This window comes from Rhodococcus sp. IEGM 1406, from assembly GCF_030056745.1.
Taxonomy (GTDB): Bacteria; Actinomycetota; Actinomycetes; order Mycobacteriales; family Mycobacteriaceae; genus Rhodococcus_F; species Rhodococcus_F erythropolis.
The window spans coordinates 1,306,359-1,332,552 of record NZ_JASHKO010000002.1 but is presented as its reverse complement, the minus strand read 5'-3'; the positions used below and the strand labels follow the sequence as shown (position 1 = coordinate 1,332,552).

Below are 26,194 nucleotides of genomic sequence, written 5' to 3'. Positions count from 1 at the left end.
AGTCGGCTATATCCTGTCCAGATTCAAGGTCTTGTACAACCTCTCGATACCGCTGTAGTCCTGGACGAACAGGTTGTTGCGCCGTCCCGATTCGATGTCGTCGAGCATCTTCTGTCCGCCGGTTACGGCTTCGATCTCCATGATTGCTCGCCAAGCGCCGAAGTCGGTTCCGCTGAAAGCGCGCATGGCGCCCTCGAAGCCTTCCAATAGATAGCTGCGATCTCCACGATCCAGGGAATCCCAGACCGACACGGCCAGTTCCCCGGCAATCGAGGCATGGCAGTACTCGTCGCGAGCGTGCAACCGGATTGTCGCGCGGTTGATCGACTGCACGCCCGGATCGTCCGAGATCAGGTCGAGGTATGCGGTGATCGACACCTCGGCGACGGTCATGAACGCCAACTGTGTCAGGGCAATCTTGCGAGACCCCTCGGCTGCGTCGAGGGCTTGCGCCCGCGTGTGGACCGTCAGGACGTCTGGCAGTGCCTTGGCCGGAAGCGCCCAGCCCCTGCCTCGACGGGTCGCTGAACTGGCATTGAAGTGCATGAGCGTGTGATATTGCTCGTCGACCATCGCCTGATTGACGGCCACTGCAGCCCAATCTCCGAGTCCGACGCCGAGTCGGTCTTCGGCGAGAACGTCGAAGCCGGGATTGACGACGTACTTCTCGATGTCCATGACGTTCTTGTTGAACGCGATCCATGCCCAGGCTTGCAGGCGTTGCTTCTGCTCGGGACTCAATGCCAGGTAGGTCGGATGCTCCGCGAACGGGAGAAGTGCTTCGGGGTAGTCGGACAACGACGAATCGAAGAGATCGTCCAGTTCCGGCGCCGCCTTCTTCACGGTTGCCCGGCGCGCCCAATTGCTCGCAAGGCGGCTGACGATTGCACTCTCGACTGGATCCGAGGCGTCGTACTCCGGGAGGCTGGGCGGACTCACTCCAGGTCTCATCGTGCCCTACTCTCTGTGCCCTTCGGCAATGCGATCGAACAAGCTCTGGCACTCCGCGTTCAATTCGCCGGAGCGATCGTCGAGCGCTGCCTGGGCGGTTTTCATCAGCGCTGTGAAGTCGCCGAGGGCTTCGGCCGCCGTGTTCACCTGTGCGGTGGCATCGAACAGTGCTTTTCGTGTCGCACCTGCATGCGGATTGCCCGCTTGTACGTCCCAGTACACCTCCGGTTCGCCGCCGGCTATCCGCGCCAGGAGCGCGAGCAAGGTCCGATGCGGGGGAGGGGCGACCGCGAGGAGTTCGTCCGCAGAAACTCCGAGTTCGGCCAGGGCAACGCCGAAAGCCAGCACCGACGCGTGTGTCAGAACCTGGGTAGCCGCGGCCAACCGGTCGTGACGATCGGCGTCCATCACCGCGACCGACGCTCCCCACGAGCGCACGACGTCGAGGAATCCGGCGGACTGCGGACCGTCGACGTACGGCACTGCGATGACGGCCCGACCGCGCGGTCCGAGCGACGGACGGAACATGGGGTTGAGTCCGAGGAACTCCCCTTCTCGGCCGGCGTCGGCGATTGCTGCCTCCATCCGCGATTTGACCGACAGCGTGTCCACAACGAGAGCGCCGGATGCTCGAAGGCTCGGTAGTGCGGCTAGAGCGACCTGTTCGGGAACGGCGAGCACGATGACGCTCGAGGACTCCACGTGTGCGAGGACCCGGTCACTGGGTTTCGTGATGTCTCCGACGACTACATCTCCGTCAGGATCGCTGCCTGCTGGGTCGACGACGGTGACCGTCGACCCCCCGCCGCGAAGCAATTCGACGAACATGGATCCGACGGCACCCAGCCCGCCGACAACCGTCGCTGTGCCTGATGCCGCCGTCATGGCTGGATCTACCCGCCGTACTCGAGGACCCGCGAGGACACCGCATCGAGTGCACGGAGCAGAGTGGACGCCTTGACCGTGGTCTCGTCGAATTCTTCTTCCGGGTCGGACAACGCTGTAATGGCACCACCGATTCCGAAGGTCACGCCGCTCTCGGTGCAGACCAGCGACCGGATCACGATCGAGAGGTCTGCGGCGCCACCGAGGGCGAAGTACCCGATCGATCCCGAGTAGACCCCACGTGGGCCGGATTCGAGGCGGTCGATGATCTCCATCGTCCGTACCTTCGGAGCACCTGTCATCGATCCGCCGGGGAACGCGGCGCGGACACAGTCCACCGCCGACGACCCCGGGCTCAGATGTCCACGCACCGTCGACACCATTTGGTGAACGGACGAGTACGACTCGATCGCGAACAGCCTCGGAACGTGGACACTTCCCGGAACGCAGACCTTGGTGAGGTCGTTGCGAGTGAGGTCCACGATCATCAGGTTCTCGGCGCGGTCCTTCTCGCTGTCGAGCAGGTCCTGCCGTAGCGCAGCATCACGCGCTCGGGTGACGCCGCGCGGACGGGTCCCTTTGATCGGCTTGGACTCGACGTTGCCGTCCGAGTCGACACGAAGGAACCGCTCAGGCGAGGCCGAGACCACCGAGATGCCGGTGAAGTCGAGAAGTGCGCTGTACGGCGTCGGATTGATCGAGCGCAGATACTCGAACGCCTGCTGTGCATCGATCGTCTCGTCGACGCTCGCCATGTTGGTCAGACACACCTCGTAGGACTCACCCGCCCGGATCTCCGAGAGGGCCGTTCCGATCAACGACAGGTACTGATCGCGATCATGCCGAAGGCGAGCCTGCGTCCAGACGGTGTCGCTGATCAGCGGAACCGGGGTGCGTTCCGGAAGGTCCGCGCCGATCCGCGCCAAGGTGTCGACGGTCGATTCGAGCCAATCGTCATAGCCGGCGTCGCGGACTTTCTCGCGCAACCTCAAAACGTGAGTGCGGCCCGCGGTGTGATCGATGACGACGGCGCGGTCGGCAAACACCAGAGCAGCATCAGGAGTGGGTGCCGGATGGACTGCCCTTCCTCCGGTCTGTGCTTTCAGTTCGTAGCCGAGGTAGCCCACGTAGCCGAGGTTGAAGTCGAGTTCCGGATGGGAGGGCACGAAGCGCGTCGCGAGTTGTGCGTCCAAGTAATCGAAGAACGGAACTCGAATGTGCTCGTCGGACAAGCCTTTTCGGCTGACAGTCAGTACCTCGGCTTGCACGTCGTACGTGATGAACTCAGCCAGCGGCCCCGACGAATCGCCGAGAATTGAAAAGCGCGCACTCGGCTCTGCGGTTGCCGCGCGGTCCAGCCAGAACGCGTTCGTGCCGTCGGCGAACAGTGCTGCATAGGCCGCCGACGGGTCCACTGCAAAATCGAGAATCACGTCGTCGACGTCGTAGTTGATCGCCGGCCGCAGGTCGGGTGTTTGCGGAGCAGGTTCGGGTCGGATCACCGAATCCAGAGTGCGTCCGACGGACAGATCGCGGAAGTTCGCGAGCAAATCTATGCCGAACTCGGTACTGATGGACTCCGGATGGAACTGAACGCCCCACATCGGCTTGGTCCGGTGCCGGACACCCATGAGCAGTCCGTCGGACGTCCACGCGGTACGAACGAAGGCGTTCGGCAGATTCTCGACGGTCAACGAGTGGTAGCGAACAGCTCGGAACGGCGACGGAAGTCCGGCAAAGATGCCCGAGCCGTCGTGATCGATCAGCGAAATTCGGCCGTGCATCGGTACGGGCGCAACCACCACGCCCGCGCCGAACAACTCGCACAGGCCCTGGTGGCCGAGACAGACACCGAGAAGTGGGAGAGGCGCTTCTTCGATGAAACGGCGGCTGATTCCGAAATCACGGTCGCGATCCGGTCGGCCGGGACCTGGGGAGATGACCACGTTGTCGTATGACGCGAGATCGATGGAATCCCAATCCGCGTCGTTGCGGACCACGGTCGGCACAACCCCGTTGACCTCGGTCAACAGGGTGAACAGGTTGTAGGTGAACGAGTCGTAATTGTCCACCAGAAGGGTGCGGGAACTCATGTCGATGATCCTGATCTCGGTCCGACGGATTCCCGAACAGTGTCCTCCTCCTCAACAGGTGCGTTGATCACCAGGTCTTCGAGTCGACAGGTCTCGGCAATCATCAGCTCGTACAGGGCGTTGAAGAAGTCGGGGGAGAGGTCGTGTCTACGGGCGAATTCACGCGCCCGCTCCTGCACGAGGCGGACGCGGCCGGGTTGCATCATCGGAACCTCGCGGGAGCGCTTCCACTCGCCGATGCGTAGGCAGAGTTCCAGCCGCTGCCGCACCGTCTCGAGAAGTAGAGCGTCGATGGCGTCGAGGTCGCGCCGGAAGCTGTCCAATCCCTCGGCCTCGTCCGGATACGACGAGGTCTGCGTGCCTGCTTCGGAACTCGTTGTGGTCAAGAACTCTTCCACGAGGCCTCCCGGTGCTCGGCGTGACGCGAGGTCGACAATGTGGTGCCCGGAACGCAACCACCTCCGGACACCGGCACCCCGACCGACCATCGCCGTTCGGGGAGGTGTTCCACGATCGTCATTCGCCGAAACCTGCGGTGGTGCCTAATTCTGCGAAACCTGTTTGGCGGGCGAATCAGGTTGCGATGCAGGCGGGTTCGTGAGTGCCTACTTGGGGGAGACCCAGGTGGTGATTTCGGCGTGGACTACTTCCTTGCCGCCCCGGTCGAAGATCGAGATGGGAACGAGAAGTTCCGTGCCACTCTCGATCGCCGCGAAGTCCGGCAAAGTCTCGAGTCGGGCGACCGCCCGCAGGCCGGTCTCGGCCTTGGCGAGGTAGTCGACCTTCATGGACTTGGGGATCCAGCGGTGCGAGTTCGGAACCGTCGCTTCGCTCAGCATGCCCATTGCGACCTCCGCGAGATTGCATGCTGCGATCGCGTGAAAAGTGCCGAGATGGTTGTGGACGCCCCACCATTTGGGGGAGCGGACCTCGCACAGGCCCGGTTCCAACTTGGTCACCCGGGGGAGAACGGAGGCGAAGTAGGGCACGCGAATGGACATCGCCGCCGAGAAAACTGCATGTCCGAGGGCGTTGTCCGGCAATTTCTGCCATCCGCGATAGGTGGGGCTGGAAGTAGTCATCGGACTATCTTACTTCTGAGTAAGGTTGTTGTCGCGCAGCTCACTCGGAAAGGCTGGTTCGGGGGAGTTGAGGAATCGGGCCAGGTACGGCATACTGGTCGGGTTGCCTTGTCCGGGACGCGGTCGTTTGCGGCCGTGATCGGGTAAGGGTAAGACGTCACAGACGATCGATCGCAGATCCCGTCAGGGTAATCGGGTCAACGACTGTGACCATGCAAGACATGCAAGACGAGAAGTAATGCAGGACGGAAGCAGTACCTACTTTGTGTTCGACATCGAACACGTCCGGTACGCATCACGCGCCAGATGATCGAAAGATTGTCCGGCGCAGGATGAGTGAGAAGGCGACACGCCCGACCGCGTGTACCGGAGAACAATGACAAACGAACAGCGGCAGCAGATCCTGATCTGATCCGATGCTCGGTTTACCGCTAACACGGTCTTCCGAACTTTCGGACTTGGTCCCGATCGCTTCAGTGTTCGTCGTGTCATCGTCCAGGCAAGGACTGTGCAGACGAGGTAGCTCGAGCCTGACCAGGCGGGCTACGAAACGCGGCAAGAAAAGGACACTAAGCGTGGCGGGACAAAAGATCCGCATCAGGCTCAAGGCCTACGACCACGAGGCGATCGACGCGTCAGCGCGCAAGATCGTCGAGACGGTAACCCGTACGGGTGCCCGCGTCGTTGGACCTGTGCCGTTGCCGACCGAGAAGAACGTATATTGCGTCATCCGCTCGCCGCACAAGTACAAGGACTCGCGCGAGCACTTCGAGATGCGTACTCACAAGCGGCTGATCGACATTCTCGACCCGACGCCGAAGACGGTTGACGCGCTCATGCGCATCGACCTTCCGGCCAGTGTCGACGTGAACATTCAGTGACGGCGGAGACAAAAACAATGACTGATACCAAGATCAAGGGAATCCTGGGCACCAAGCTCGGCATGACCCAGGTCTTCGACGAGAACAACCGGGTTGTCCCGGTCACCGTCGTGAAGGCTGGGCCGAACGTCGTAACCCAGATCCGTACCGAAGAGCGTGACGGCTACAGCGCCGTTCAGCTCGCGTTCGGCGCCATCGACCCGCGCAAGGTGAACAAGCCGACTTCCGGCCAGTTCACCAAGGCCGGTGTGACCCCGCGTCGCCACGTAGTGGAGCTCCGCGTTGCGGACACCTCCGACTACGAGGTCGGCCAGGAGCTCACCGCCGAGGTCTTCGAGGACGGCGCATACGTCGACGTCACCGGAACCAGCAAGGGCAAGGGCTTCGCCGGAACCATGAAGCGTCACGGCTTCAAGGGACAGGGCGCGTCGCACGGTACCCAGGCTGTTCACCGCCGCCCGGGCTCCATCGGTGGCTGTGCAACTCCCGGCCGCGTGTTCAAGGGCATGCGCATGTCCGGACGCATGGGTAGCGACCGCATCACGACGCAGAACCTCTCGGTCCACAAGGTGGATGCCGAGAACGGCCTGCTGCTGATCAAGGGTGCGATCCCCGGCCGCAAGGGCGGCCTCGTGATCGTCAAGAGTGCAGTGAAGGGTGGTGCACGGGCATGACCAGCACCGAGACCAAGTTGACCCTGGACGTCAAGGTCGCCGGCGGCAAGACCAACGGCACCGTCGATCTCCCCGCTGAGATCTTCGACGCTCCGGCCAACATCGCGCTTCTCCATCAGGTTGTCGTCGCGCAGCTCGCAGCTGCTCGTCAGGGAACCCACTCCACCAAGACCCGCGGCGACGTCCGCGGCGGTGGCAAGAAGCCGTACCGCCAGAAGGGCACCGGCCGCGCACGCCAGGGCTCGACTCGCGCACCGCAGTTCGTCGGCGGCGGAACCGTTCACGGCCCGCAGCCGCGTGACTACAGCCAGCGCACCCCCAAGAAGATGAAGGCAGCCGCTCTTCGCGGAGCCCTCTCTGACCGCGCACGCAACGAGCGCATCCACGTCATCACCGAACTGGTTGCAGGGCAGACGCCTTCGACCAAGGGCGCAATCGCGTTCCTCGGCGAGATTTCGGATCGCAAGAAGCTGCTGCTCGTCGTGGGTCGCCAGGATGTAGCCGCTTGGAAGAGCGTGCAGAACCTGGAAGGCGTGCATCCCATTGCACCCGACCAGCTCAACACCTACGACGTGCTCAATGCAGACGATGTCGTGTTCAGCGTCGAGGCACTCAACGCGTTCATCCACGGGCCCGCAGAGAGCGCTCAGAACAAGGAGGACGCCAAGTGAGCACCATCGCTGACCCCCGCGACATCCTGCTCGCTCCGGTCATCTCCGAGAAGTCCTACGGACTGATCGAGGAAGGCACCTACACCTTCCTGGTGCACCCGGACTCGAACAAGACGCAGATCAAGATTGCCGTCGAGAAGGTCTTCGGCGTCAAGGTGACCAGCGTCAACACCGCCAACCGTCAGGGCAAGCGTAAGCGGACCCGATTCGGTTACGGCAAGCGCAAGGACACCAAGCGCGCGCTCGTGACCCTGTCCGCTGACAGCAAGCCCATCGAGATCTTCGGAGGACCGGTCGCGTAAGCGCCGGGACTTGACGAGACATAGAGGACGAGAAGACTCATGGCAATCCGTAAGTACAAGCCGACAACACCGGGCCGTCGTGGCTCGAGCGTCTCGGACTTCGCCGAGATCACTCGGTCAACCCCCGAGAAGTCGCTGGTTCGCCCGCTGCACGGTCGCGGTGGACGTAACGCACACGGTCGTATCACCACCCGTCACAAGGGTGGCGGACACAAGCGTGCATACCGACTGATCGATTTCCGTCGCAACGACAAGGACGGCATCCCGGCAAAGGTCGCTCACATCGAGTACGACCCCAACCGCACAGCAAACATCGCACTCCTGCATTACGCAGACGGTGAGAAGCGCTACATCATCGCCCCCAAGGGCCTGGTGCAGGGTTCACCGGTCGAGTCCGGTGCAGGCGCCGACATCAAGCCGGGCAACAACCTGCCGCTGCGCAACATCCCGACTGGTACCACCATCCACGGTGTGGAACTGCGTCCCGGCGGCGGAGCCAAGATGGCTCGTTCCGCAGGCGCCAGCATCCAGCTCCTCGGTAAGGAAGGCAGCTACGCCACGCTGCGTATGCCTTCCGGTGAAATCCGTCGCGTCGACGTGCGCTGCCGCGCATCCGTCGGCGAGGTCGGCAACGCCGAGCAGTCGAACATCAACTGGGGCAAGGCCGGCCGTATGCGTTGGAAGGGCAAGCGCCCGACCGTTCGTGGTGTCGTGATGAACCCGGTCGACCACCCGCACGGTGGCGGCGAGGGCAAGACCTCAGGTGGACGCCACCCGGTCAGCCCGTGGGGTAAGCCTGAAGGCCGTACCCGCAAGAACAAGGCAAGCGACAAGATGATCGTCCGTCGCCGCCGCACCGGCAAGAACAAGCGCTAGGAGGGAGTGAAGGATGCCACGCAGCCTTAAGAAGGGCCCGTTCGTCGATGACCACCTCCTCGCGAAGGTGGATGTACAGAACGAAAAGGGAACCAAGCAGGTCATCAAGACCTGGTCCCGTCGTTCGACAATCATCCCGGACTTCATCGGCCACACGTTTGCAGTTCACGACGGCCGCAAGCACGTCCCCGTGTTCGTTTCCGACTCCATGGTCGGACACAAGCTCGGAGAGTTTGCACCGACCCGCACGTTCAAGGGTCACATCAAGGATGATCGGAAGGCGAAGAGGCGATGAGCAACACCGAAACCGCCAACCCGACTGCCAAGGCTGTAGCGAAGCACGTTCGCGTTACGCCGATGAAGGCACGTCGAGTTGTGGACCTGGTCCGCGGGCGCTCGGTTGAAGACGCCCTGAACATCCTGAAGTTCGCGCCGCAGGCAGCGAGCGAGCCGGTCGCCAAGGTGATCGCCTCCGCAGCAGCCAACGCCGAGAACAACCTCGACCTCGACCCCAGCACGCTTGTCGTTGCTACGGCGTTCGTGGACGAGGGCGCGACCCTCAAGCGGTTCCAGCCGCGTGCACAGGGACGTGCGTTCCGTATTCGCAAGCGCACCAGTCACATCACCGTGATCGTGGAGAGCCTGCCGAAGACCGGAACATCGACCCGTAATCGCCGGAAGGGAAGTGCTCAGTAGTGGGCCAGAAAATCAACCCGCACGGCTTCCGTCTCGGCATCACCACCGACTGGAAGTCTCGCTGGTACGCAGACAAGCAGTACGCGGAGTACGTCAAGGAAGACGTCGCGATCCGTAAGCTCCTCGCCACCGGCATGGAGCGCGCAGGAATCGCGAAGGTCGAAATCGAGCGCACCCGTGACCGTGTTCGCGTGGACATCCACACTGCACGTCCGGGCATCGTCATCGGCCGCCGCGGCGCCGAAGCCGATCGCATCCGCTCCGAGCTCGAGAAGCTGACCGGCAAGCAGGTTCAGCTGAACATCCTCGAGGTCAAGAACGCAGAAGCTGAAGCACAGCTCGTCGCACAGGGTGTGGCCGAGCAGCTCTCGAACCGCGTTGCCTTCCGTCGTGCAATGCGCAAGGCCATCCAGTCGGCCATGCGTCAGCCCAACGTCAAGGGAATCCGCGTTCAGTGCTCCGGTCGTCTCGGCGGCGCCGAGATGTCCCGGTCGGAGTTCTACCGCGAAGGCCGTGTGCCGCTGCACACGCTTCGTGCGGACATCGACTACGGCCTCTACGAGGCCAAGACCACCTTCGGTCGCATCGGCGTCAAGGTCTGGATCTACAAGGGCGACATCGTCGGTGGCAAGCGTGAGCTCGCCGCCAACACGGCCGCACCGGCCGGGGATCGCCCGCGTCGTGAGCGTCCGAGCCGTCCGCGTCGTTCCGGTGCCACCGGTACCACTGCGACCAGCACCGAGGCCGGCCGCGCAGCGACCGCAACCGCCGATGCTCCCGCAACTGAACAGAATCAGGAGGGCTGACGCATGTTGATCCCACGGCGGGTCAAGCACCGCAAGCAGCACCACCCGAGCCGTTCGGGTGCCGCCAAGGGCGGTACCCAGGTGACCTTCGGTGACTACGGCATCCAGGCTCTCGAGCCTGCCTACATCACCAACCGGCAGATCGAGTCCGCTCGTATCGCCATGACTCGGCACATCAAGCGTGGCGGCAAGATCTGGATCAACATCTTCCCGGATCGCCCCCTCACGAAGAAGCCGGCCGAAACCCGAATGGGTTCCGGTAAGGGTTCGCCCGAGTGGTGGATTGCCAACGTCAAGCCCGGACGCGTTCTGTTCGAGATGACATACCCCAACGAGGAGATTGCTCGTGAGGCCCTGCGCCGCGCGATGCACAAGCTCCCGTGCAAGTGCCGGATCGTGACCAGAGAGGAGCAGTTCTGATGGCTACTGGAACCCCAGCAGCAGAGCTCCGCGAGCTCAGTGAAGACGAGCTGGTCACCCGGCTCCGTGAGTCGAAGGAAGAGCTTTTCAACCTTCGTTTCCAGATGGCTACCGGCCAGATGGACAACAACCGACGACTGCGCACCGTTCGTCACGAGATCGCGCGCATCTACACCGTCCTGCGTGAGCGTGAGCTCGGACTCGCTGTGGGTCCGGATGCAGGTGACGCGGCATGAGTGAGGAAAAAGCAGTGAGCACAGAAGAGCGCGCGAGCCGTAAGGTCCGTGTCGGATACGTCGTGTCCGACAAGATGGAAAAGACGATCGTGGTCGAGCTCGAAGACCGCGTCAAGCACAAGCTCTACGGCAAGATCATCCGCCGTACGACCAAGGTGAAGGCGCACGACGAGAACGGCGTTGCCGGCGTCGGCGACCGCGTTCAGCTGATGGAAACCCGTCCGCTGTCCGCGACGAAGCACTGGCGTCTGGTCGAGGTCCTCGAAAAGGCCAAGTAAGCCTGATCGAATCCTCGAGCTGATCGAGTATCACCGAATGGCCCGCTTCCCCTTGGGGGAGTGGGCCATTCGGCTTTCCGGGGGCTTTCCAGGGGCTTTCGGGGCTTTCCGGGCGAAGGGTTCGAGTTGCGTCGAGTACGGCTGATTTGGTATTTGGTGAACCCTTCCCTACAATAGAACGGTTGCCTGTGGCAGAGGTGTGTCTTCACGTGCGCAGCTCGAACGGTGCTTGCAGTGATCGTCTCCCGACGTCAGTCGGTGGGACTGCAGCTCAGACACGACGCAGGTGGCAACAATGACCGCGCGCACCGGGTCGGTAATCCGTTGCGCACGAAATTCCAGGTCTAGGGAGATCAAGTGATTCAGCAGGAGTCGCGAGTTCGCGTCGCTGATAACACGGGTGCCAAGGAAATCCTTTGCATCCGCGTTCTCGGCGGTTCGTCACGTCGCTACGCCGGGATCGGTGACGTCATCGTCGCCACCGTCAAGGACGCAATCCCCGGTGGAAACATCAAGAAGGGTGAGGTCGTCAAGGCCGTCATCGTTCGCACGACCAAGGAGCGCCGTCGTCCGGACGGTTCCTACATCAAGTTCGACGAGAACGCTGCAGTGCTCATCAAGGCTGACAGTGATCCCCGTGGAACCCGCATCTTCGGACCCGTCGGCCGTGAGCTGCGCGAGAAGAAGTTCATGAAGATCGTTTCGCTTGCCCCGGAGGTGCTGTGATGAAGGTGCACAAGGGTGACACCGTTCTGGTCATCGCCGGCAAGGACAAGGGCGCGAAGGGCAAGGTCATTCAGGCCTACCCCGCGACCGACAAGGTCCTCGTCGAAGGCGTGAACCGAATCAAGAAGCACACCGCGGTTTCCGCGAACGAGCGCGGAGCATCCTCCGGCGGCATCGTCACGCAGGAAGCCCCGATCCACGTTTCCAACGTTGCAGTCGTCGACTCGGACGGAAACCCCACCCGCGTGGGCTACCGCACCGACGAAGAGTCCGGCAAGCGCGTTCGGATTTCCCGGAAGAACGGGAAGGACATCTGACATGACCTCCACCGAAAACAAGGTCCAGCCGCGCCTCAAGGCACGCTACCGCGCTGAGATCAAGGACGCGCTCAACAGCGAGTTCGACTACTCGAACGTCATGCAGATCCCCGGCGTCGTCAAGGTTGTCGTCAACATGGGCGTCGGCGACGCTGCCCGTGACGCCAAGCTGATCAACGGCGCTGTCCATGACCTGTCGCTGATCACGGGCCAGAAGCCCGAGATCCGCAAGGCACGTAAGTCCATCGCGCAGTTCAAGCTCCGCGAAGGTATGCCCATCGGCGCACGCGTCACCCTCCGTGGTGACCGCATGTGGGAGTTCCTGGACCGCCTCGTGTCTGTCGCTCTGCCCCGTATCCGCGACTTCCGCGGTCTCTCGGGCAACCAGTTCGACGGCAACGGCAACTACACGTTCGGCCTCAACGAGCAGTCGATGTTCCACGAGATCGACGTGGACAAGATCGATCGCCCCCGCGGTATGGACATCACCGTCGTGACCACCGCAACCAACAACGAAGAAGGCCGTGCACTGCTCAAGCACCTCGGCTTCCCGTTCAAGGAGAACTGAGCGCATGGCTAAGAAGGCATTGGTCAACAAGGCCAACAAGAAGCCCAAGTTCGCGGTTCGCGCCTACACCCGCTGCCAGCGGTGCGGTCGCCCGCACTCGGTGTTCCGCAAGTTCGGCTTGTGCCGTATCTGCGTTCGCGAGATGGCTCACGCCGGCGAGCTTCCCGGAGTTCGCAAGAGCTCTTGGTGATCTGAGGCCCTCGGGCTTCGTCACACCACGCATGTGAATGGACGTGGGTTCCTTTGGAACCCACGTCCATTCGTGGTTTCCATCGAGTTGTGTACCGCGCCGATCCTGAAAAGAACTGTCCCGCTGCGACTCTGGTTGAAAGCAGTCATCGTTCGTCGATGTCGTTCTTCGGTCCCGAACGAACAGTTCAGATTTCGGGGTGCGTCGATACCTTCCCGATCAGCGACCTTCGGGTGGCGGTGGGGGAGCCGACGTGGCATCCCGGTGGACACTTGCGCCAAAGTTCCCTACACTAGAGCGGTTGCCGTGGCTGACGCATGCGTTCAGCTCGGTGCGGTAACTTACGCCGTCTGACACAAGTCGGACGGCCCAGCCGAATTGCTGGAGGCCCACGATCGGATTCGTCCGGTGTTGCATGGGAACCACAGCGAGAAAGGTGTCGAGGTCGACCTATGACCATGACTGACCCCATCGCAGACTTCTTGACGCGTCTGCGCAACGCCAACACGGCGTACCACGATGAGGTGAAGCTTCCCCACTCGAAGATCAAGGCGAACATCGCCGAGATCCTCAAGCGCGAGGGCTACATCTCCGATTTCCGTACCGAAGACGCAGAGGTCGGCAAGACCCTCATCGTCGATCTGAAGTACGGTCCCAGCCGCGAGCGTAGCCTCGCCGGCGTGCGTCGCGTTTCCAAGCCCGGTCTCCGGGTTTACGCGAAGTCCACCAACCTGCCCAAGGTCCTCGGAGGCCTCGGCGTGGCCATCATCTCCACGTCGTCCGGTCTGCTCACCGATCGCCAGGCGGCCAATCAAGGAGTAGGCGGGGAAGTCCTCGCCTACGTCTGGTAAGGGAGGCCACCACAATGTCGCGTATTGGAAAGATTCCGGTCACCGTCCCCGCGGGCGTTGACGTCACGATCAGCGGCCAGGATGTCACCGTCAAGGGTCCCAAGGGCACCCTCGCGCTGACCATCTCCGAGCCCATCGCAATCGAAAAGGCAGAGGACGGCTCGCTGAGCGTCACGCGCCCCGACGACGAGCGTCGTAGCCGCGCGCTGCACGGTCTGTCGCGGACCCTGGTTGCGAACATCATCACCGGTGTCACCGAGGGTTACACGAAGAAGATGGAGATCCACGGTGTTGGTTACCGTGTGGCACTGAAGGGCAAGGACCTCGAGTTCGCGCTCGGCTTCAGCCACCCGGTGCCGATCGAGGCTCCTGAAGGCATCACCTTCGTCGTCGAGTCGCCCACCCGGTTCTCGGTGTCCGGCATCGACAAGCAGAAGGTCGGGCAGATCTCGGCCAACATCCGTCGTCTCCGTCGTCCGGACCCGTACAAGGGTAAGGGCGTGCGTTACGAGGGTGAGCAGATCCGCCGCAAGGTCGGAAAGACGGGTAAGTGATATGAGCCAGACTGCAAACCAGAAAGCCAAGCGGATTCCGCTGGGCAAGGATGCGTCCACCAAGCGTCGTCTCTCGAAGACGCGTCGTCACTTCCGTCTCCGCAAGAAGGTCTCCGGCACGCCCGAGCGTCCCCGCTTGGTCGTCAACCGGTCCTCGCGCCACATCCACGTCCAGCTCGTGGACGACCTGGCCGGCCACACCCTGGCCTCCGCGTCGACCATCGAAGCAGACGTGCGCGTGGCAGAAGGCGACAAGAAGGCTGCGAGCGCGAAGGTCGGTCAGCTGATCGCCGAGCGCGCCAAGGCTGCCGGCGTGGAAGCAGTTGTCTTCGACCACGGCGGACACGGCTACCACGGTCGCATCGCGGCCCTGGCAGACGCGGCTCGCGAAGGCGGGTTGAAGTTCTGATGACCAACATTTTCAACGGAAGGACAGCCTGATGCCGGGACGTCAAAGGCGTGACGGCGGAAGCGGACCCGCCGGACAGAATGGCCCCAACAGCGGTGACAACAGCAACGCTCGTGGGGACAACCGTGGTGGCGGCCGTGACCGTCGCGACGGTGGCCGTGGCGGAAACGCTGCGGAGAAGTCACAGTTCATCGAGCGCGTTGTCACGATCAACCGCGTTTCCAAGGTCGTCAAGGGTGGTCGTCGCTTCAGCTTCACCGCTCTGGTGATCGTCGGAGACGGCAACGGACTGGTCGGCGTCGGCTACGGAAAGGCCAAGGAAGTTCCCGCGGCCATCCAGAAGGGTGTCGAGGAGGCTCGCAAGAGCTTCTTCCGCGTCCCGATGATCGCCAACACCATCACTCACCCCGTTCAGGGTGAGGCTGCTGCCGGCATCGTCATGCTTCGCCCGGCAAGCCCCGGTACCGGTGTTATCGCCGGTGGCGCTGTGCGCGCCGTGCTGGAGTGCGCTGGTATCGCGGACATCCTGTCGAAGTCGCTCGGTAGCGACAACGCCATCAACGTCGTGCATGCGACCGTTGCTGCGCTCAAGGGTCTGCAGCGTCCCGAGGAAGTTGCGGCTCGCCGCGGCCTCACCCTCGAAGAGGTTGCACCCGCCGGCATGCTTCGCGCTCGCGCACAGGCTGCTGGGAGTGTGAAGTAATGGCAGATCTCAAGGTCACTCAGATCAAGAGCATCATCGGGACCAAGCAGAACCAGAAGGATTCTCTGCGCACGCTCGGTCTCAAGGGCATCCGTCAGACCGTTGTTCGTGAGGACAACGCACAGAACCGCGGTCTGATCAACGTGGTGCGCCACCTCGTAACAGTTGAGGAGGTCTAACCATGACCATCAAACTGCACCACCTGCGCCCCGCTCCGGGATCCAAGTCCAACAAGATTCGTGTTGGACGCGGTGAGGGCGGCAAGCGTGGTAAGACCGCAGGTCGCGGTACCAAGGGCACCAAGGCACGTAACACCGTGCGCGTGGGCTTCGAGGGTGGACAGATGCCGCTTCACATGCGTCTGCCCAAGCTCAAGGGCTTCACGAACCCGTTCCGCACCGAGTACCAGGTCGTCAATGTCGGCGACATCGCCCGTCTGTTCCCCGAAGGTGGAGCAATCACGGTCGAGGATCTCGTTGCCAAGGGCGCAGTCCGCAAGAACCAGCTCGTCAAGGTTCTGGGCGACGGCGAACTGACAGTTGCCGTTCAGGTGACCGTCGACAAGTTCACCGGTTCCGCCAAGGAAAAGATTGCTGCTGCCGGTGGTTCCGCCACCGAGCTGTGAGTAATCAGGCGTAGCTAGTCCGATGGCCGCAGCGCAGCGTTTGCTGCGCTGCGGCCATCGGCGTCTACCAGGTCTTGTCACAGATTGGTCGTGCATGCCTCGGATGGGCCAGTATTCTGGTCACCGAGTGGCAAATGTATCTTCGGCTTACCCGGTTTTCGTGGTCTGCCCGCTTAGTTCCCAAATGCTCACTGTTAGAGTTCAAAAGTTCGACAGGTCAAACGATCTGTCTCCCTACCGTCGTGCCAGGAGGATCTTTGCTTTCCGCCTTCGTCTCGGCCCTCAGGACCCCAGACCTGAGGCGGAAGATCCTCTTCACCCTCGGCTTGGTGGCTCTGTATCGGGTCGGCGCTCTCATTCCGTCCCCAGGTGTCGACTACGGCCGCGTGCGTCAGTGCATCGATATCGCCAACTCCGGTGACTCAGCAGGTATCTACTCGCTGATCAACCTGTTCTCCGGTGGCGCTCTGCTGCAGATGTCGATCTTTGCGATCGGCATCATGCCGTACATCACGGCAAGCATCATCGTGCAGCTGCTGACCGTGGTGATCCCGAAGTTCGAGGAACTTCGAAAAGAAGGCCAGTCCGGTCAGGCCAAGATGACGCAGTACACGCGTTACCTGTCCATCGCTCTGGCAATCCTGCAGTCGACCGGCATCGTCGCTCTTGCGGCACGCGGACAGTTGCTCCAGGGCTGTGACGACATCATCGCCGACAAGTCGATCTTCGGTCTTGCCATCATCGTGCTGGTCATGACTGCCGGTGCTGCCATGGTCATGTGGTTCGGCGAGGTCATCACCGAACGTGGCGTGGGTAACGGTATGTCGCTCCTCATCTTCGCCGGTATCGCATCGCGTATCCCGAGCGAGGGCAAGTCGATTCTCGACAGCCGCGGTCCACTGGTCTTCGCCTTCGTCTGCCTCGCAGCGCTGTTGATCATCGCCGGTGTCGTCTTCGTCGAGCAGGGTCAGCGCCGGATCCCGGTTCAGTACGCAAAGCGGATGGTCGGACGCAAGATGTACGGCGGATCCTCGACGTACCTGCCTCTGAAGGTGAACCAGGCCGGCGTCATCCCGGTGATCTTCGCGTCTTCACTGCTGTACCTCCCGAACTTGATCGCACAGCTGACTTCGGCCAGTACAGCGGTCGACCCCAGTTGGTGGCAACGCCTCATCAACACCTACCTGGTGAACCCGGCCAACCCGGTGTACATCGCGATCTACTTCGGCCTGATCGTCTTCTTCACATACTTCTACGTCGCCATCACCTTCAATCCCGAAGAGCGCGCCGACGAGATGAAGAAGTTCGGCGGCTTCATCCCCGGTATCCGACCAGGTCAGCCGACCGCGGACTACCTCAACTACGTGCTGAGTCGCATCACCCTTCCGGGTGCGATTTACCTCGGCACCATTGCTGTTCTGCCCAACCTGTTCCTCGACATCGGGAATGGCGGCGGCGCGCAGAACCTGCCGTTCGGTGGCACCGCGGTGCTGATCATGGTCAGCGTCGGCCTGGACACCGTGAAGCAGATCGAGAGTCAGCTAATGCAGCGTAACTATGAAGGGTTCCTCAAGTGAGACTTGTCCTCCTTGGTCCTCCCGGTGCCGGCAAGGGCACCCAGGCCGCTATCTTGTCCGAGAAGTTCGGCGTTCCCCATATCTCCACGGGTGATCTCTTCCGCGCGAACATCGGTCAGGCCACCGCTCTCGGTGTGGAAGCAAAGAAGTACATCGACGCCGGCGAACTCGTACCGAGTTCGATCACCAACGACATGGTGAAGGCTCGCGTCGCAGAACCGGACGCAGCAAACGGTTTCCTTCTCGACGGATTTCCGCGCTCGGTCGAACAGGCTCAGGCACTCGAGGGAATCTTGAAGGATCTCGACACCAAGCTCGACGGTGTCCTCTCTTTTGTTGTCGACGAGGACATCGTGGTCGAGCGCATGCTCGCCCGCGGTCGTGCAGACGACACCGAGGACGTCATTCGCAACCGACTCCGGGTCTACCGCGACGAGACGTCACCGCTGTTCGATTACTACAAGGACAGCATCGTCTCCGTCGACGCGATCGGCGAGGTCGAAGAGGTCAACGCACGCGCACTGGCAGCGTTGGGTAAGTAATGGTCTTCGGGCGTAAACGCAAGGTTGTTCCGTTCCGCTCCGCGGGCGAACTCGACGCGATGGCTGCCGCCGGTGCGATCGTGGGTTCGGCCCTGGTGGCGGTGCGCGCTGCGGCAAAGCCCGGTGTCAGCACTTTGGAATTGAACGCGGTCGCAGAATCGGTCATTCGTGACGCCGGCGCCGTGCCCTCGTTCCTCGGGTACCACGGCTTCACCGGTTCGATCTGCTCTTCGGTCAACGATCGCGTCGTTCACGGGATCCCCTCAGCTCAGGACATCCTGGCTGAAGGCGACCTCGTTTCCATCGACTGTGGCGCGATCCTCGACGGTTGGCACGGTGACTCTGCCTGGACGTTCGGAGTCGGTGAGATCAGCGTCGCCGATCAGGAACTCAGCGAAGCTACTCGGCTTTCGATGGAAGCCGGGATCGCGGCGATGATCGCCGGTAACCGTCTGACGGATGTTTCGCACGCGATCGAGGTCGGTACTCATGCCGCCGAGAAGTTGCACCGTCGTTCCTACGGCATCGTCGACGGATACGGTGGACACGGAATCGGTCGGGAAATGCACATGGATCCGTTCCTCGCCAATGAAGGTGCCCCGGGTAAGGGTCCTGAACTGGTTGTCGGATCGTGCCTCGCGATCGAGCCGATGCTGACGCTCGGCACCACCGACACGGTGATTCTCGACGATGACTGGACCGTTGTGACGACCGACGGGTCCCGTGCGGCGCACTGGGAACACACTGTCGCTGTGACCGAGGACGGTCCGCGGATTCTGACACTCCGGCCGGAGTAGTTGACGCCGTTGCTGACAAGTGTTGGCAGCGAGCATGATTCACGTTCGAGAAGTCCCAGCCTCATGTCGAGGCTGGGACTTTTTCGATGGGGGAGCGGTGTGCGTCGTCACCCTGACCGGAGGCGCATTTGGCCTGGTCGTTTACATCGCGTAACATGGCTAGGCGGTGCGCTATGCGCGTCGATAGTTCGTGTGCCTACGCCCGGATCGCTCCGGGATCGGGCCCCCGAGGTGCCGACGATCTTTCCATTGCGTGCCAATGTAACGGAAGCCGATGCACGAAGCATGCCAAACCAAACGGATCGCGGAGGATATGGCTAAGAAAGACGGGGCCATCGAGGTCGAAGGACGAGTAGTCGAGCCGCTGCCCAATGCGATGTTCCGCATTGAGCTCGAGAATGGCCACAAGGTCCTCGCCCACATCAGCGGAAAGATGCGTCAGCACTACATTCGCATCCTCCCGGAAGATCGCGTTGTCGTGGAGCTATCGCCCTACGATTTGTCGCGCGGACGCATCGTTTACCGCTACAAGTAACGAACTTCCCGGACCTGACCTGGGTCAGGGAGAAGTATGTCTGCCGCGGTTCATCGCGGCGGGCTGCGACAAAACAGGAGATCAGAAGACGTGAAGGTTCAGCCGAGCGTCAAGAAGATCTGCGAGAAGTGCAAAGTGATTCGCCGTAACGGTCGAGTCATGGTGATCTGCGAGAACCTGCGTCACAAGCAGCGTCAGGGCTAGATCTAGCTTTTCGAAGATCTGCTTGGCAACAAGCAAAGAAGACCTCCCAGTACCAGCCATTGTTGACGAGACCCCACGCGATCGTTCACCGATCGCCAAGGTCGGACAATGGTTCACCCCCGGCACGGAGGCCGGGGCCCCACTGAGTTAGTTGATGAGATCATCTGCGCCTTCGGGCGTCGGTACTCGGCAAGAGGCACAGGGGAAGGGCTGGGAGCAGACCTCCGCACACCGATAAGGAAATGCCACCATGGCACGTCTCTCTGGTGTTGATCTTCCTCGCGAAAAGCGTATGGAGATCGCACTGACATACATCTACGGCATCGGCCGTACCCGCTCCAAGGAAATCCTTGACGCCACCGGCGTCAGCCCGGATCTCCGGAGCAAGGACCTCTCGGACGAGGACCTGGCAAAGCTCCGCGAGTACATCGAGGAGTCGCTCAAGGTCGAGGGTGACCTTCGCCGCGAGGTTCAGGCCGACATCCGTCGCAAGATCGAGATCGGCTGCTACCAGGGCCTGCGCCACCGTCGTGGTCTGCCCGTGCGTGGTCAGCGCACCAAGACCAACGCCCGTACCCGTAAGGGTCCGAAGCGCACCATTGCCGGCAAGAAGAAGGCGAAGTAATGCCCCCGAAGTCACGTAGCACCGGTCCGAAGAAGACCCAGAAGACGCGTCGCAGGGATAAGAAGAACATCCCGCACGGCGCCGCTCACATCAAGAGCACCTTCAACAACACCATCGTGTCCATCACGGACCCCGCCGGAAATGTCATTTCCTGGGCGTCTTCGGGACACGTCGGCTTCAAGGGTTCGCGTAAGTCGACTCCCTTCGCCGCTCAGCTTGCTGCTGAGAGCGCTGCCCGTAAGGCGCAGGAGCACGGTGTCAAGAAGGTTGACGTCTTCGTCAAGGGACCGGGATCCGGTCGCGAGACCGCAATCCGTTCCCTCCAGGCTGCTGGCCTCGAGGTCGGCACCATTTCCGATGTAACCCCCCAGCCGCACAACGGCTGCCGTCCGCCCAAGCGGCGTCGGGTATAGCGGGAAGGATAGGTAGAAGAAAATGGCACGTTATACCGGACCCATCACCCGCAAGTCGCGTCGTCTGCGCGTCGACCTCGTTGGAGGCGACCAGGCATTCGAGCGTCGCCCGTACCCGCCCGGACAGCACGGCCGCGCGCGTATCAAGGAGAGCGAGTACCTGCTCCAGCTGCAGGAGAAGCAGAAGGCTCGCTTCACCTACGGCGTCATGGAGAAGCAGTTCCGCCTGTACTACAAGGAGGCGAACAACCGCCCCGGCAAGACCGGCGAGAACCTGCTTCGCATCCTCGAGTCGCGTCTCGACAACGTCGTGTACCGCGCAGGCCTCGCTCGCACGCGCCGTCAGGCACGTCAGCTGGTCACGCACGGTCACCTTCTCGTGAACAACAAGAAGGTCGACATCCCGAGCTACCGCGTCTCGCAGTACGACATCATCGATGTCAAGGAGAAGTCGCTCTCCACGCTTCCGTTCCAGGTTGCGCGTGAGACCGTCGGCGATCGCCCGGTTCCCGGGTGGCTGCAGGTTGTCGGCTCGCGTCTGCGGATCCTGGTTCACCAGCTTCCCGAGCGCGCGCAGATCGACATCGCTCTGCAGGAACAGCTCATCGTCGAGTACTACTCGAAGTAAGGCGCTTCGCACCCCGTGAGTGGTTGAGGAGTCTCCGGACTCCTCAACCACTCACAGGGCCGCAGGCCCTTTCCCATCGTGGGCGTCAAATAGTGGACGTCCGTACAGGAGGAAATACCAATGCTCATTTCTCAGCGACCCACGCTGACCGAAGAGGTCATCGCTGATAACCGCTCGAAGTTCGTCATCGAGCCCCTGGAGCCAGGTTTCGGGTACACGCTCGGCAATTCGCTGCGCCGCACGCTGCTCTCGTCGATCCCCGGCGCTGCTGTCACCAGCATCCGTATCGACGGCGTTCTCCACGAGTTCACCACCGTCCCGGGAGTGAAGGAAGATGTCACCGACATCATCCTGAACCTCAAGGGCCTCGTCGTGAACTCCGAAGAGGACGAGCCGGTCACCATGTACGTCCGCAAGCAGGGCCCCGGCGCTGTTACTGCAGGCGACATCGTGCCCCCGGCAGGCGTCACCGTGAACAACCCTGACCTGCACATCGCCACCCTGAACGACAAGGGAAAGCTGGAGATCGAGCTCGTTGTCGAGCGCGGTCGTGGTTACGTCCCCGCCGTCCAGAACAAGGCGTCCGGCGCAGAGATCGGCCGTATCCCGGTCGACTCGATCTACTCGCCGGTGCTCAAGGTCACCTACAAGGTGGAGGCCACTCGCGTCGAACAGCGCACCGACTTCGATCGGCTCGTTCTCGACGTGGAAACGAAGAACTCCATCACCGCACGGGACGCGCTCGCTTCGGCGGGCAAGACCCTGGTTGAGCTCTTCGGCCTGGCCCGTGAGCTGAACGTCGAAGCAGAAGGAATCGAGATCGGACCCTCGCCCGCCGAGGCCGATCACATCGCTTCCTTCGGACTCCCCATCGAGGATCTGGACCTCACGGTCCGCTCCTACAACTGCCTCAAGCGCGAAGGTGTTCACACCGTCGGTGAGCTTGTCGGCCGTACCGAGTCCGATCTGCTCGACATCCGCAACTTCGGACAGAAGTCCATCGACGAGGTCAAGGTCAAGCTGCATTCGCTCGGCCTGTCCCTCAAGGACAGCCCCGCATCCTTCGATCCCACCACCGTTGCCGGCTACGACGCCGCCACCGGAACGTGGAGTGACACTGATGCCGGTTCCTTCGGCGATGCCGAAGGTACCGAGGACTACGCCGAGACCGAACAGCTGTAGCAGCTCAGGTCCTTTACTAGGAGATCATCATGCCCAAGCCCAAGAAGGGTGCCCGCTTCGGCGGGTCGGCTTCCCACCAGAAGGCGATTTTCGCCAATCTGGCTACCGCGCTCTTCGAGCACGGTCGCATCACCACCACCGAGTCCAAGGCCAAGGCACTGCGCCCCTACGCCGAGAAGCTCGTCACGCACGCAAAGGCCGGCACGCTGGCTCACCGTCGTGAGGTGCTGAAGGTCATCCGCAACAAGGATGTCGTTCACACCCTGTTCGCCGAGATCGGCCCGTTCTACGCGGACCGTAACGGTGGATACACCCGCATCATCAAGACGATCCCCCGCAAGGGCGACAACGCTCCGATGGCAATCATCGAGCTCGTCAAGGAAAAGACCGTCACCTCCGAGGCTGACCGCGCTCGTCGCGTCAAGTCCTCGCAGGAAGCTCCCGCCGCAGAGAACGTCGTCGAGGCTGTAGAGGCCGACGCGACCGAGGCTGAGGTCGAGAACGCTGACGCAGTCGTCGAGGCCATCGAGGACGAGACCGCAACTGCGGCCGACGCTCCCGAGGCCGAAGAGGCCAAGAAGGACTAGTCCCCCTTGGTTTCGGCACACGCTGAATCGAACGAGCCCGCCGCCCCCATCGGGGACGGCGGGCTCGTTCGATTGCGGCTGGACATCTCCTACGACGGCACCGACTTCTCGGGCTGGGCCCGTCAAACCGATCTGCGCACCGTGTGCGGTGAGATCGAAGACAAGTTGGGAACGGTACTACGGCAACCGGTTCAGCTGACTGTTGCCGGTCGCACGGACGCCGGCGTTCACGCCACGGGGCAGGTAGCGCACGTCGACGTCCAGGGCGAGTTGCTCCCCGACGATCCGTCGCGACTCGTGCGCAGACTTGCACGCTTCCTGCCCAAGGACGTTCGGGTCAAACAGATCTCGGTGGTTCCGGGTGACTTCGATGCGCGCTTCTCGGCGATGCGACGCTACTACGAGTACCGGGTGACCAACGCGGCATTCGGAGTGGAACCCCTACGCGCGCGCGATACGGTGTCGTACCCCAAACCACTCGATCTCACAGCGATGCAAGAAGCGTCGAATCGGCTTCTGGGCCTGCACAACTTCGCGGCATTCTGCAAGCGTCGAGAAGGCGCTACGACGGTGCGGGAGCTGCAACGCTTCGACTGGGCGCAGGAGGGCACGGTGTTCACGGCGTACGTGAATGCCGATGCGTTCTGCTGGTCGATGGTCCGGAGTCTTGTCGGGGCAGTCCTCTCGGTCGGTGAGGGACGCCGCACCGCCGACTGGTTGGCAGGTTTGCTCGACGAAACGTCGCGGTCGAGTTCGATCCTCGTTGCGCCGGCGCACGGACTTTCGTTGGTTCGCGTGGACTACCCCGACTACTCGGAACTGGCTGCCCGCAACGCGATTACCCGTGAAACTCGCGAGATTCCGTCTTCGGGCGGGTGCTGCGGCGACTGACCGCCTTGATAGAAAATGCCCTCCCACTCTGCGTGGGAGGGCATTTCACGTAGACGACTATCCCGCCAATTGGCGCGCGATGACCAGACGCTGAATCTGATTGGTGCCCTCGAAGATCTGCGTGATCTTGGCCTCGCGCATGTAGCGCTCGACGGGGAAGTCCTGGGTGTAGCCATACCCACCGAATACTTGAACGGCGTCGGTGGTGACCTTCATTGCTGCGTCGGTGGCAACGAGCTTGGCGACGCTGGCGTTGCGCGAATACGGAACTCCGGCGTCGCGGCGGCGGGCTGCATCGAGGTAAGTGGCTCGCGCGGAGTCAACTGCGGCCGCCATGTCCGCGAGGACGAATCCGAGGCCCTGGTGATCGATGATCCGCTTGCCGAATGCCTTGCGCTCCTTCGCGTAAGCGACCGCGTCGTCGAGTGCGCCCTGAGCGATTCCGACGGCAACAGCAGCGATTCCGAGCCGGCCGGAGTCGAGCGCGCTGAAGGCGATCGGCAATCCCTGGCCGCGCTGACCGATCAACCGCTCGTCAGGGACGAAGGCGTCGTCGTAATTCGCGGATGCAGTGGGGACCGCGCGCAGTCCCATCTTCTCCTCGGGCTTGCCGAAGCTGAGGCCTTCGGTGTCCTTGTCCACCAGGAGGCAGGAGATGCCGCGAGAGCCGTCGTCACTGGTGCGGGCGAAGAGGTTGTAGAAGTCTGCCTTGCCGCCGTTGGTGATCCAGGCCTTCGAGCCGTTGATGCGATAGCCACCGTCGGTGGCCGTCGCCTTGCACGACAATGCGGCGGCGTCGGATCCGGCCTGCGCTTCGGAAAGGCTGTATGCGCCGATGGTGTTGCCGCCCAGCATGTCCGGCAGCCAGCGGGCCTTCTGTTCGTCGGTGCCGAAGGTGAACAGTGGGAAGCATGAGAGGCTGTGCACGCTCACCGCCACTGCAACCGCTGCCCAGCGCGAGGCGATCTCTTCGAGGACTTGGAGGTACACCTCGTACGGCTGATCGCCGCCACCGAATTCCTCGGGATACGGAAGGCTCAGCAGGCCTGCCTGTCCGAGTGCGGGGAACACGCCTTCGGGATACTTCTCGGCCTTCTCGTATTCGTTGACCTTGGGCGCGAGTACCTTGTCCGCGACATCACGCGTCAGTTCGATGAGATCGCGAGCTTCTTGGCTGGGCATCAGGCGTTCGACGGGCACGGTCGGCTCCTAGCTAGGTAGTAGTACTGAGAACGATACTGCAGTACTGTCTTGCGTATGGCAAGGCTGGTTCACAAGACGACTGCGCGCAGGGCAGAGTTGTTCGATCAATTGGTCGAACTGTTCTTGAGCGAGGGTTTCGCCCACCTCACGCTCGACGAGATCTCAGCTCGTCTGCACTGCTCCAAGAGCACCTTGTACACCGTGGCGGCCGGCAAAGAGGATCTGGTGCGGGCTGTGACGGTGCACTTCTTCCGTGCGGCGACCGATGCGGTGGAGAGTGCCGTCGCTGCCGAAGCGGCACCGACTCGTCGAGTCGCGGTGTATCTCGAAGCAGTCGGTGATCAACTGACCGCGGCGTCCCGTCAATTCATGGAAGACCTGGCTGAATCGGTGTCGGCGAGTCAGGTTTACGAGAAGAACACGTCGATCGCCGCGGATCGTGTGCGAGCGCTCATCGTCGAGGGAGTGGATTCGGGCGCATTCCGGCGGGTACACGCGTCATTTGTCGCTGATGCGGCCGCAGCGACAATGGTTCGGATCCAGCAACGCGCGGTCTATCGGGCAACTGGTTTGGACGATGCCAGCGCGTATCGGGAACTGGCCGCACTCATCACGGACGGGATCACTGCGTGACGAGTCGCTAGCATCGACGTTCATGGCACCTTTGAAGGTCGAAGTCATCGTAGGTTCGGTCCGCGAGGGGCGAATAGGACGAGCAGTGGCGGATTGGTTTGTCGAGCGCGCAACCGCGAACCCGTCGTGGAACGTATCGGTGATCGACCTCAGAGAGCTGTCGTTGCCCCAGGATTTCTCGGATTCACCTGCCACGGAGGTTTTCCGCCAGCGAATCGGACGAGCCGACGCTGTTGTTGCCGTGACCTCCGAATACAACCACGGGTACCCGGCTGCCCTCAAGACCGCATTCGATTCCGTGAAACACGAGTGGCGTGCCAAGCCGATCGGATTCGTGTCCTACGGCGGGATTTCAGGTGGTGTTCGGGCCGTCGAACAACTGAGGCAAGTAGTGGCGGAGCTGCACATGGTCTCGGTGCGTCAAAGCGTGACCATTCACCGGGTACGCAAGCAGTTCGGACACGAGCCGTACAGCGTCGATTCGATCGCGATCGATGCCAGCGAGAAGATGATTCGTGAATTGCATTGGTGGGGGAGTGGATTGCGGATGCAGCGTGCGAGTGATCCCTATCCTGGCTGATCT

40 protein-coding genes are annotated in these 26,194 nt (G+C 62.1%); 34 read left to right on the top strand and 6 right to left on the bottom strand.

What is annotated here, in order from left to right:
* Positions 1 to 6: 6 nt before the first annotated feature.
* From QM596_RS15675 to QM596_RS15655, 5 genes are all read right to left on the bottom strand, one after another.
* Complete coding sequence (locus tag QM596_RS15675; protein WP_283309284.1) at positions 7 to 951, bottom strand: diiron oxygenase; 945 nt, start codon at positions 949 to 951, stop codon at positions 7 to 9.
* A gap of 6 nt (positions 952 to 957) precedes the next feature.
* Positions 958 to 1,836, bottom strand: coding sequence for a prephenate dehydrogenase dimerization domain-containing protein (locus tag QM596_RS15670; protein WP_283309283.1), 879 nt, complete (start codon positions 1,834 to 1,836; stop codon positions 958 to 960).
* Between the two features lie 8 nt (positions 1,837 to 1,844).
* Positions 1,845 to 3,929, bottom strand: coding sequence for an aminodeoxychorismate synthase component I (pabB, locus tag QM596_RS15665; protein WP_283309282.1), 2,085 nt, complete (start codon positions 3,927 to 3,929; stop codon positions 1,845 to 1,847).
* Positions 3,926 to 4,315: a chorismate mutase family protein gene (locus QM596_RS15660; RefSeq protein WP_042449852.1), complete on the bottom strand. Its 390-nt coding sequence runs from the start codon at positions 4,313 to 4,315 to the stop codon at positions 3,926 to 3,928. The genes pabB and QM596_RS15660 overlap by 4 nt, the downstream gene beginning before the upstream one ends.
* Before the next feature lie 219 nt (positions 4,316 to 4,534).
* Positions 4,535 to 5,011 (bottom strand): hotdog fold domain-containing protein, encoded by a 477-nt coding sequence (locus QM596_RS15655; protein ID WP_003940943.1) that lies wholly within the window; start codon positions 5,009 to 5,011, stop codon positions 4,535 to 4,537.
* A 575-nt stretch (positions 5,012 to 5,586) separates the two neighbouring features.
* On the opposite strand from QM596_RS15655, the gene rpsJ reads away from it, so the two are divergent.
* From rpsJ to truA, 32 genes are all read left to right on the top strand, one after another.
* Complete coding sequence (rpsJ, locus tag QM596_RS15650; protein ID WP_003938093.1) at positions 5,587 to 5,892, top strand: 30S ribosomal protein S10; 306 nt, start codon at positions 5,587 to 5,589, stop codon at positions 5,890 to 5,892.
* A gap of 17 nt (positions 5,893 to 5,909) precedes the next feature.
* Positions 5,910 to 6,566 carry a 50S ribosomal protein L3 gene (rplC, locus tag QM596_RS15645; RefSeq protein WP_003940826.1) on the top strand — a complete coding sequence of 219 codons (657 nt, stop codon included), beginning with the start codon at positions 5,910 to 5,912 and terminating at the stop codon, positions 6,564 to 6,566.
* A complete protein-coding gene (gene rplD / locus QM596_RS15640) occupies positions 6,563 to 7,237 on the top strand; it encodes a 50S ribosomal protein L4 (RefSeq protein ID WP_003940723.1) in 675 nt (224 codons plus the stop codon). The genes rplC and rplD overlap by 4 nt, the downstream gene beginning before the upstream one ends.
* Entirely contained in the window at positions 7,234 to 7,539 is a 306-nt protein-coding gene (gene rplW, locus QM596_RS15635) for a 50S ribosomal protein L23 (RefSeq protein ID WP_003940990.1), read from the top strand. Before rplD ends, rplW begins: the two co-directional genes overlap by 4 nt.
* A 39-nt stretch (positions 7,540 to 7,578) precedes the next feature.
* Complete coding sequence (gene rplB, locus QM596_RS15630; protein WP_003940895.1) at positions 7,579 to 8,415, top strand: 50S ribosomal protein L2; 837 nt, start codon at positions 7,579 to 7,581, stop codon at positions 8,413 to 8,415.
* Positions 8,416 to 8,428: 13 nt separating this feature from the next.
* The gene (gene rpsS / locus QM596_RS15625; RefSeq protein ID WP_003940820.1) at positions 8,429 to 8,710 is read left to right on the top strand and encodes a 30S ribosomal protein S19; all 282 of its coding nucleotides are present in this window, start codon (positions 8,429 to 8,431) and stop codon (positions 8,708 to 8,710) included.
* Positions 8,707 to 9,111 (top strand): 50S ribosomal protein L22, encoded by a 405-nt coding sequence (gene rplV, locus QM596_RS15620; RefSeq protein WP_003940717.1) that lies wholly within the window; start codon positions 8,707 to 8,709, stop codon positions 9,109 to 9,111. Before rpsS ends, rplV begins: the two co-directional genes overlap by 4 nt.
* Complete coding sequence (rpsC, locus tag QM596_RS15615) at positions 9,111 to 9,917, top strand: 30S ribosomal protein S3 (protein WP_003941003.1); 807 nt, start codon at positions 9,111 to 9,113, stop codon at positions 9,915 to 9,917. Before rplV ends, rpsC begins: the two co-directional genes overlap by 1 nt.
* 3 nt (positions 9,918 to 9,920) lie before the next feature.
* Positions 9,921 to 10,337, top strand: a complete 417-nt coding sequence (gene rplP / locus QM596_RS15610; RefSeq protein ID WP_003940899.1) for a 50S ribosomal protein L16 — start codon at positions 9,921 to 9,923, stop codon at positions 10,335 to 10,337.
* Positions 10,337 to 10,573, top strand: a complete 237-nt coding sequence (rpmC, locus tag QM596_RS15605) for a 50S ribosomal protein L29 (RefSeq protein WP_003940734.1) — start codon at positions 10,337 to 10,339, stop codon at positions 10,571 to 10,573. Before rplP ends, rpmC begins: the two co-directional genes overlap by 1 nt.
* The gene (rpsQ, locus tag QM596_RS15600; protein ID WP_003941020.1) at positions 10,570 to 10,851 is read left to right on the top strand and encodes a 30S ribosomal protein S17; all 282 of its coding nucleotides are present in this window, start codon (positions 10,570 to 10,572) and stop codon (positions 10,849 to 10,851) included. Before rpmC ends, rpsQ begins: the two co-directional genes overlap by 4 nt.
* A gap of 357 nt (positions 10,852 to 11,208) precedes the next feature.
* On the top strand, positions 11,209 to 11,577 hold the full coding sequence (gene rplN / locus QM596_RS15595) for a 50S ribosomal protein L14 (RefSeq protein ID WP_003940951.1): 369 nt from the start codon (positions 11,209 to 11,211) through the stop codon (positions 11,575 to 11,577).
* Positions 11,577 to 11,894 (top strand): 50S ribosomal protein L24, encoded by a 318-nt coding sequence (rplX, locus tag QM596_RS15590; protein WP_003941019.1) that lies wholly within the window; start codon positions 11,577 to 11,579, stop codon positions 11,892 to 11,894. Before rplN ends, rplX begins: the two co-directional genes overlap by 1 nt.
* A gap of 1 nt (position 11,895) precedes the next feature.
* The gene (gene rplE, locus QM596_RS15585; RefSeq protein WP_003940924.1) at positions 11,896 to 12,462 is read left to right on the top strand and encodes a 50S ribosomal protein L5; all 567 of its coding nucleotides are present in this window, start codon (positions 11,896 to 11,898) and stop codon (positions 12,460 to 12,462) included.
* A 4-nt stretch (positions 12,463 to 12,466) separates the two neighbouring features.
* Entirely contained in the window at positions 12,467 to 12,652 is a 186-nt protein-coding gene (locus QM596_RS15580) for a type Z 30S ribosomal protein S14 (protein WP_003940698.1), read from the top strand.
* 452 nt (positions 12,653 to 13,104) lie between these two features.
* Positions 13,105 to 13,503, top strand: coding sequence for a 30S ribosomal protein S8 (gene rpsH, locus QM596_RS15575; RefSeq protein WP_003940873.1), 399 nt, complete (start codon positions 13,105 to 13,107; stop codon positions 13,501 to 13,503).
* A gap of 14 nt (positions 13,504 to 13,517) precedes the next feature.
* Complete coding sequence (gene rplF, locus QM596_RS15570; RefSeq protein ID WP_003940970.1) at positions 13,518 to 14,057, top strand: 50S ribosomal protein L6; 540 nt, start codon at positions 13,518 to 13,520, stop codon at positions 14,055 to 14,057.
* A 1-nt stretch (position 14,058) separates the two neighbouring features.
* Entirely contained in the window at positions 14,059 to 14,466 is a 408-nt protein-coding gene (gene rplR, locus QM596_RS15565; protein WP_003940996.1) for a 50S ribosomal protein L18, read from the top strand.
* A 31-nt stretch (positions 14,467 to 14,497) separates the two neighbouring features.
* A complete protein-coding gene (rpsE, locus tag QM596_RS15560) occupies positions 14,498 to 15,169 on the top strand; it encodes a 30S ribosomal protein S5 (protein WP_003940718.1) in 672 nt (223 codons plus the stop codon).
* A complete protein-coding gene (gene rpmD / locus QM596_RS15555; RefSeq protein WP_003940751.1) occupies positions 15,169 to 15,348 on the top strand; it encodes a 50S ribosomal protein L30 in 180 nt (59 codons plus the stop codon). Before rpsE ends, rpmD begins: the two co-directional genes overlap by 1 nt.
* 2 nt (positions 15,349 to 15,350) lie before the next feature.
* Complete coding sequence (gene rplO, locus QM596_RS15550; protein WP_019747555.1) at positions 15,351 to 15,794, top strand: 50S ribosomal protein L15; 444 nt, start codon at positions 15,351 to 15,353, stop codon at positions 15,792 to 15,794.
* Between the two features lie 257 nt (positions 15,795 to 16,051).
* A complete protein-coding gene (gene secY, locus QM596_RS15545; RefSeq protein WP_020906895.1) occupies positions 16,052 to 17,371 on the top strand; it encodes a preprotein translocase subunit SecY in 1,320 nt (439 codons plus the stop codon).
* A complete protein-coding gene (locus tag QM596_RS15540; protein WP_003940868.1) occupies positions 17,368 to 17,913 on the top strand; it encodes an adenylate kinase in 546 nt (181 codons plus the stop codon). The genes secY and QM596_RS15540 overlap by 4 nt, the downstream gene beginning before the upstream one ends.
* Complete coding sequence (map, locus tag QM596_RS15535) at positions 17,913 to 18,710, top strand: type I methionyl aminopeptidase (protein ID WP_283309277.1); 798 nt, start codon at positions 17,913 to 17,915, stop codon at positions 18,708 to 18,710. Before QM596_RS15540 ends, map begins: the two co-directional genes overlap by 1 nt.
* Positions 18,711 to 19,023: 313 nt before the next feature.
* Positions 19,024 to 19,245, top strand: coding sequence for a translation initiation factor IF-1 (gene infA, locus QM596_RS15530; protein ID WP_003418601.1), 222 nt, complete (start codon positions 19,024 to 19,026; stop codon positions 19,243 to 19,245).
* A gap of 90 nt (positions 19,246 to 19,335) precedes the next feature.
* Complete coding sequence (gene rpmJ / locus QM596_RS15525) at positions 19,336 to 19,449, top strand: 50S ribosomal protein L36 (protein WP_003938068.1); 114 nt, start codon at positions 19,336 to 19,338, stop codon at positions 19,447 to 19,449.
* Between the two features lie 250 nt (positions 19,450 to 19,699).
* Positions 19,700 to 20,074, top strand: coding sequence for a 30S ribosomal protein S13 (rpsM, locus tag QM596_RS15520; RefSeq protein ID WP_003940834.1), 375 nt, complete (start codon positions 19,700 to 19,702; stop codon positions 20,072 to 20,074).
* Positions 20,074 to 20,487, top strand: coding sequence for a 30S ribosomal protein S11 (rpsK, locus tag QM596_RS15515; protein WP_003940683.1), 414 nt, complete (start codon positions 20,074 to 20,076; stop codon positions 20,485 to 20,487). The genes rpsM and rpsK overlap by 1 nt, the downstream gene beginning before the upstream one ends.
* A gap of 22 nt (positions 20,488 to 20,509) precedes the next feature.
* The gene (gene rpsD / locus QM596_RS15510; RefSeq protein ID WP_003940769.1) at positions 20,510 to 21,115 is read left to right on the top strand and encodes a 30S ribosomal protein S4; all 606 of its coding nucleotides are present in this window, start codon (positions 20,510 to 20,512) and stop codon (positions 21,113 to 21,115) included.
* 120 nt (positions 21,116 to 21,235) lie between these two features.
* Positions 21,236 to 22,297 (top strand): DNA-directed RNA polymerase subunit alpha, encoded by a 1,062-nt coding sequence (locus tag QM596_RS15505; protein ID WP_003941016.1) that lies wholly within the window; start codon positions 21,236 to 21,238, stop codon positions 22,295 to 22,297.
* A 29-nt stretch (positions 22,298 to 22,326) separates the two neighbouring features.
* Positions 22,327 to 22,884: a 50S ribosomal protein L17 gene (rplQ, locus tag QM596_RS15500; RefSeq protein ID WP_020906897.1), complete on the top strand. Its 558-nt coding sequence runs from the start codon at positions 22,327 to 22,329 to the stop codon at positions 22,882 to 22,884.
* A gap of 6 nt (positions 22,885 to 22,890) precedes the next feature.
* On the top strand, positions 22,891 to 23,775 hold the full coding sequence (gene truA / locus QM596_RS15495; RefSeq protein ID WP_047888525.1) for a tRNA pseudouridine(38-40) synthase TruA: 885 nt from the start codon (positions 22,891 to 22,893) through the stop codon (positions 23,773 to 23,775).
* Positions 23,776 to 23,832: 57 nt separating this feature from the next.
* On the opposite strand, the gene QM596_RS15490 is transcribed toward truA, so the two are convergent.
* Entirely contained in the window at positions 23,833 to 24,975 is a 1,143-nt protein-coding gene (locus QM596_RS15490; protein ID WP_020906899.1) for an acyl-CoA dehydrogenase family protein, read from the bottom strand.
* A gap of 57 nt (positions 24,976 to 25,032) precedes the next feature.
* On the opposite strand from QM596_RS15490, the gene QM596_RS15485 reads away from it, so the two are divergent.
* Together QM596_RS15485 and QM596_RS15480 are read left to right on the top strand one after the other, a co-directional pair.
* The gene (locus QM596_RS15485; RefSeq protein ID WP_021343562.1) at positions 25,033 to 25,611 is read left to right on the top strand and encodes a TetR/AcrR family transcriptional regulator; all 579 of its coding nucleotides are present in this window, start codon (positions 25,033 to 25,035) and stop codon (positions 25,609 to 25,611) included.
* A gap of 22 nt (positions 25,612 to 25,633) precedes the next feature.
* Positions 25,634 to 26,191, top strand: coding sequence for an NADPH-dependent FMN reductase (locus QM596_RS15480; protein WP_283309276.1), 558 nt, complete (start codon positions 25,634 to 25,636; stop codon positions 26,189 to 26,191).
* Positions 26,192 to 26,194: the final 3 nt, after the last annotated feature.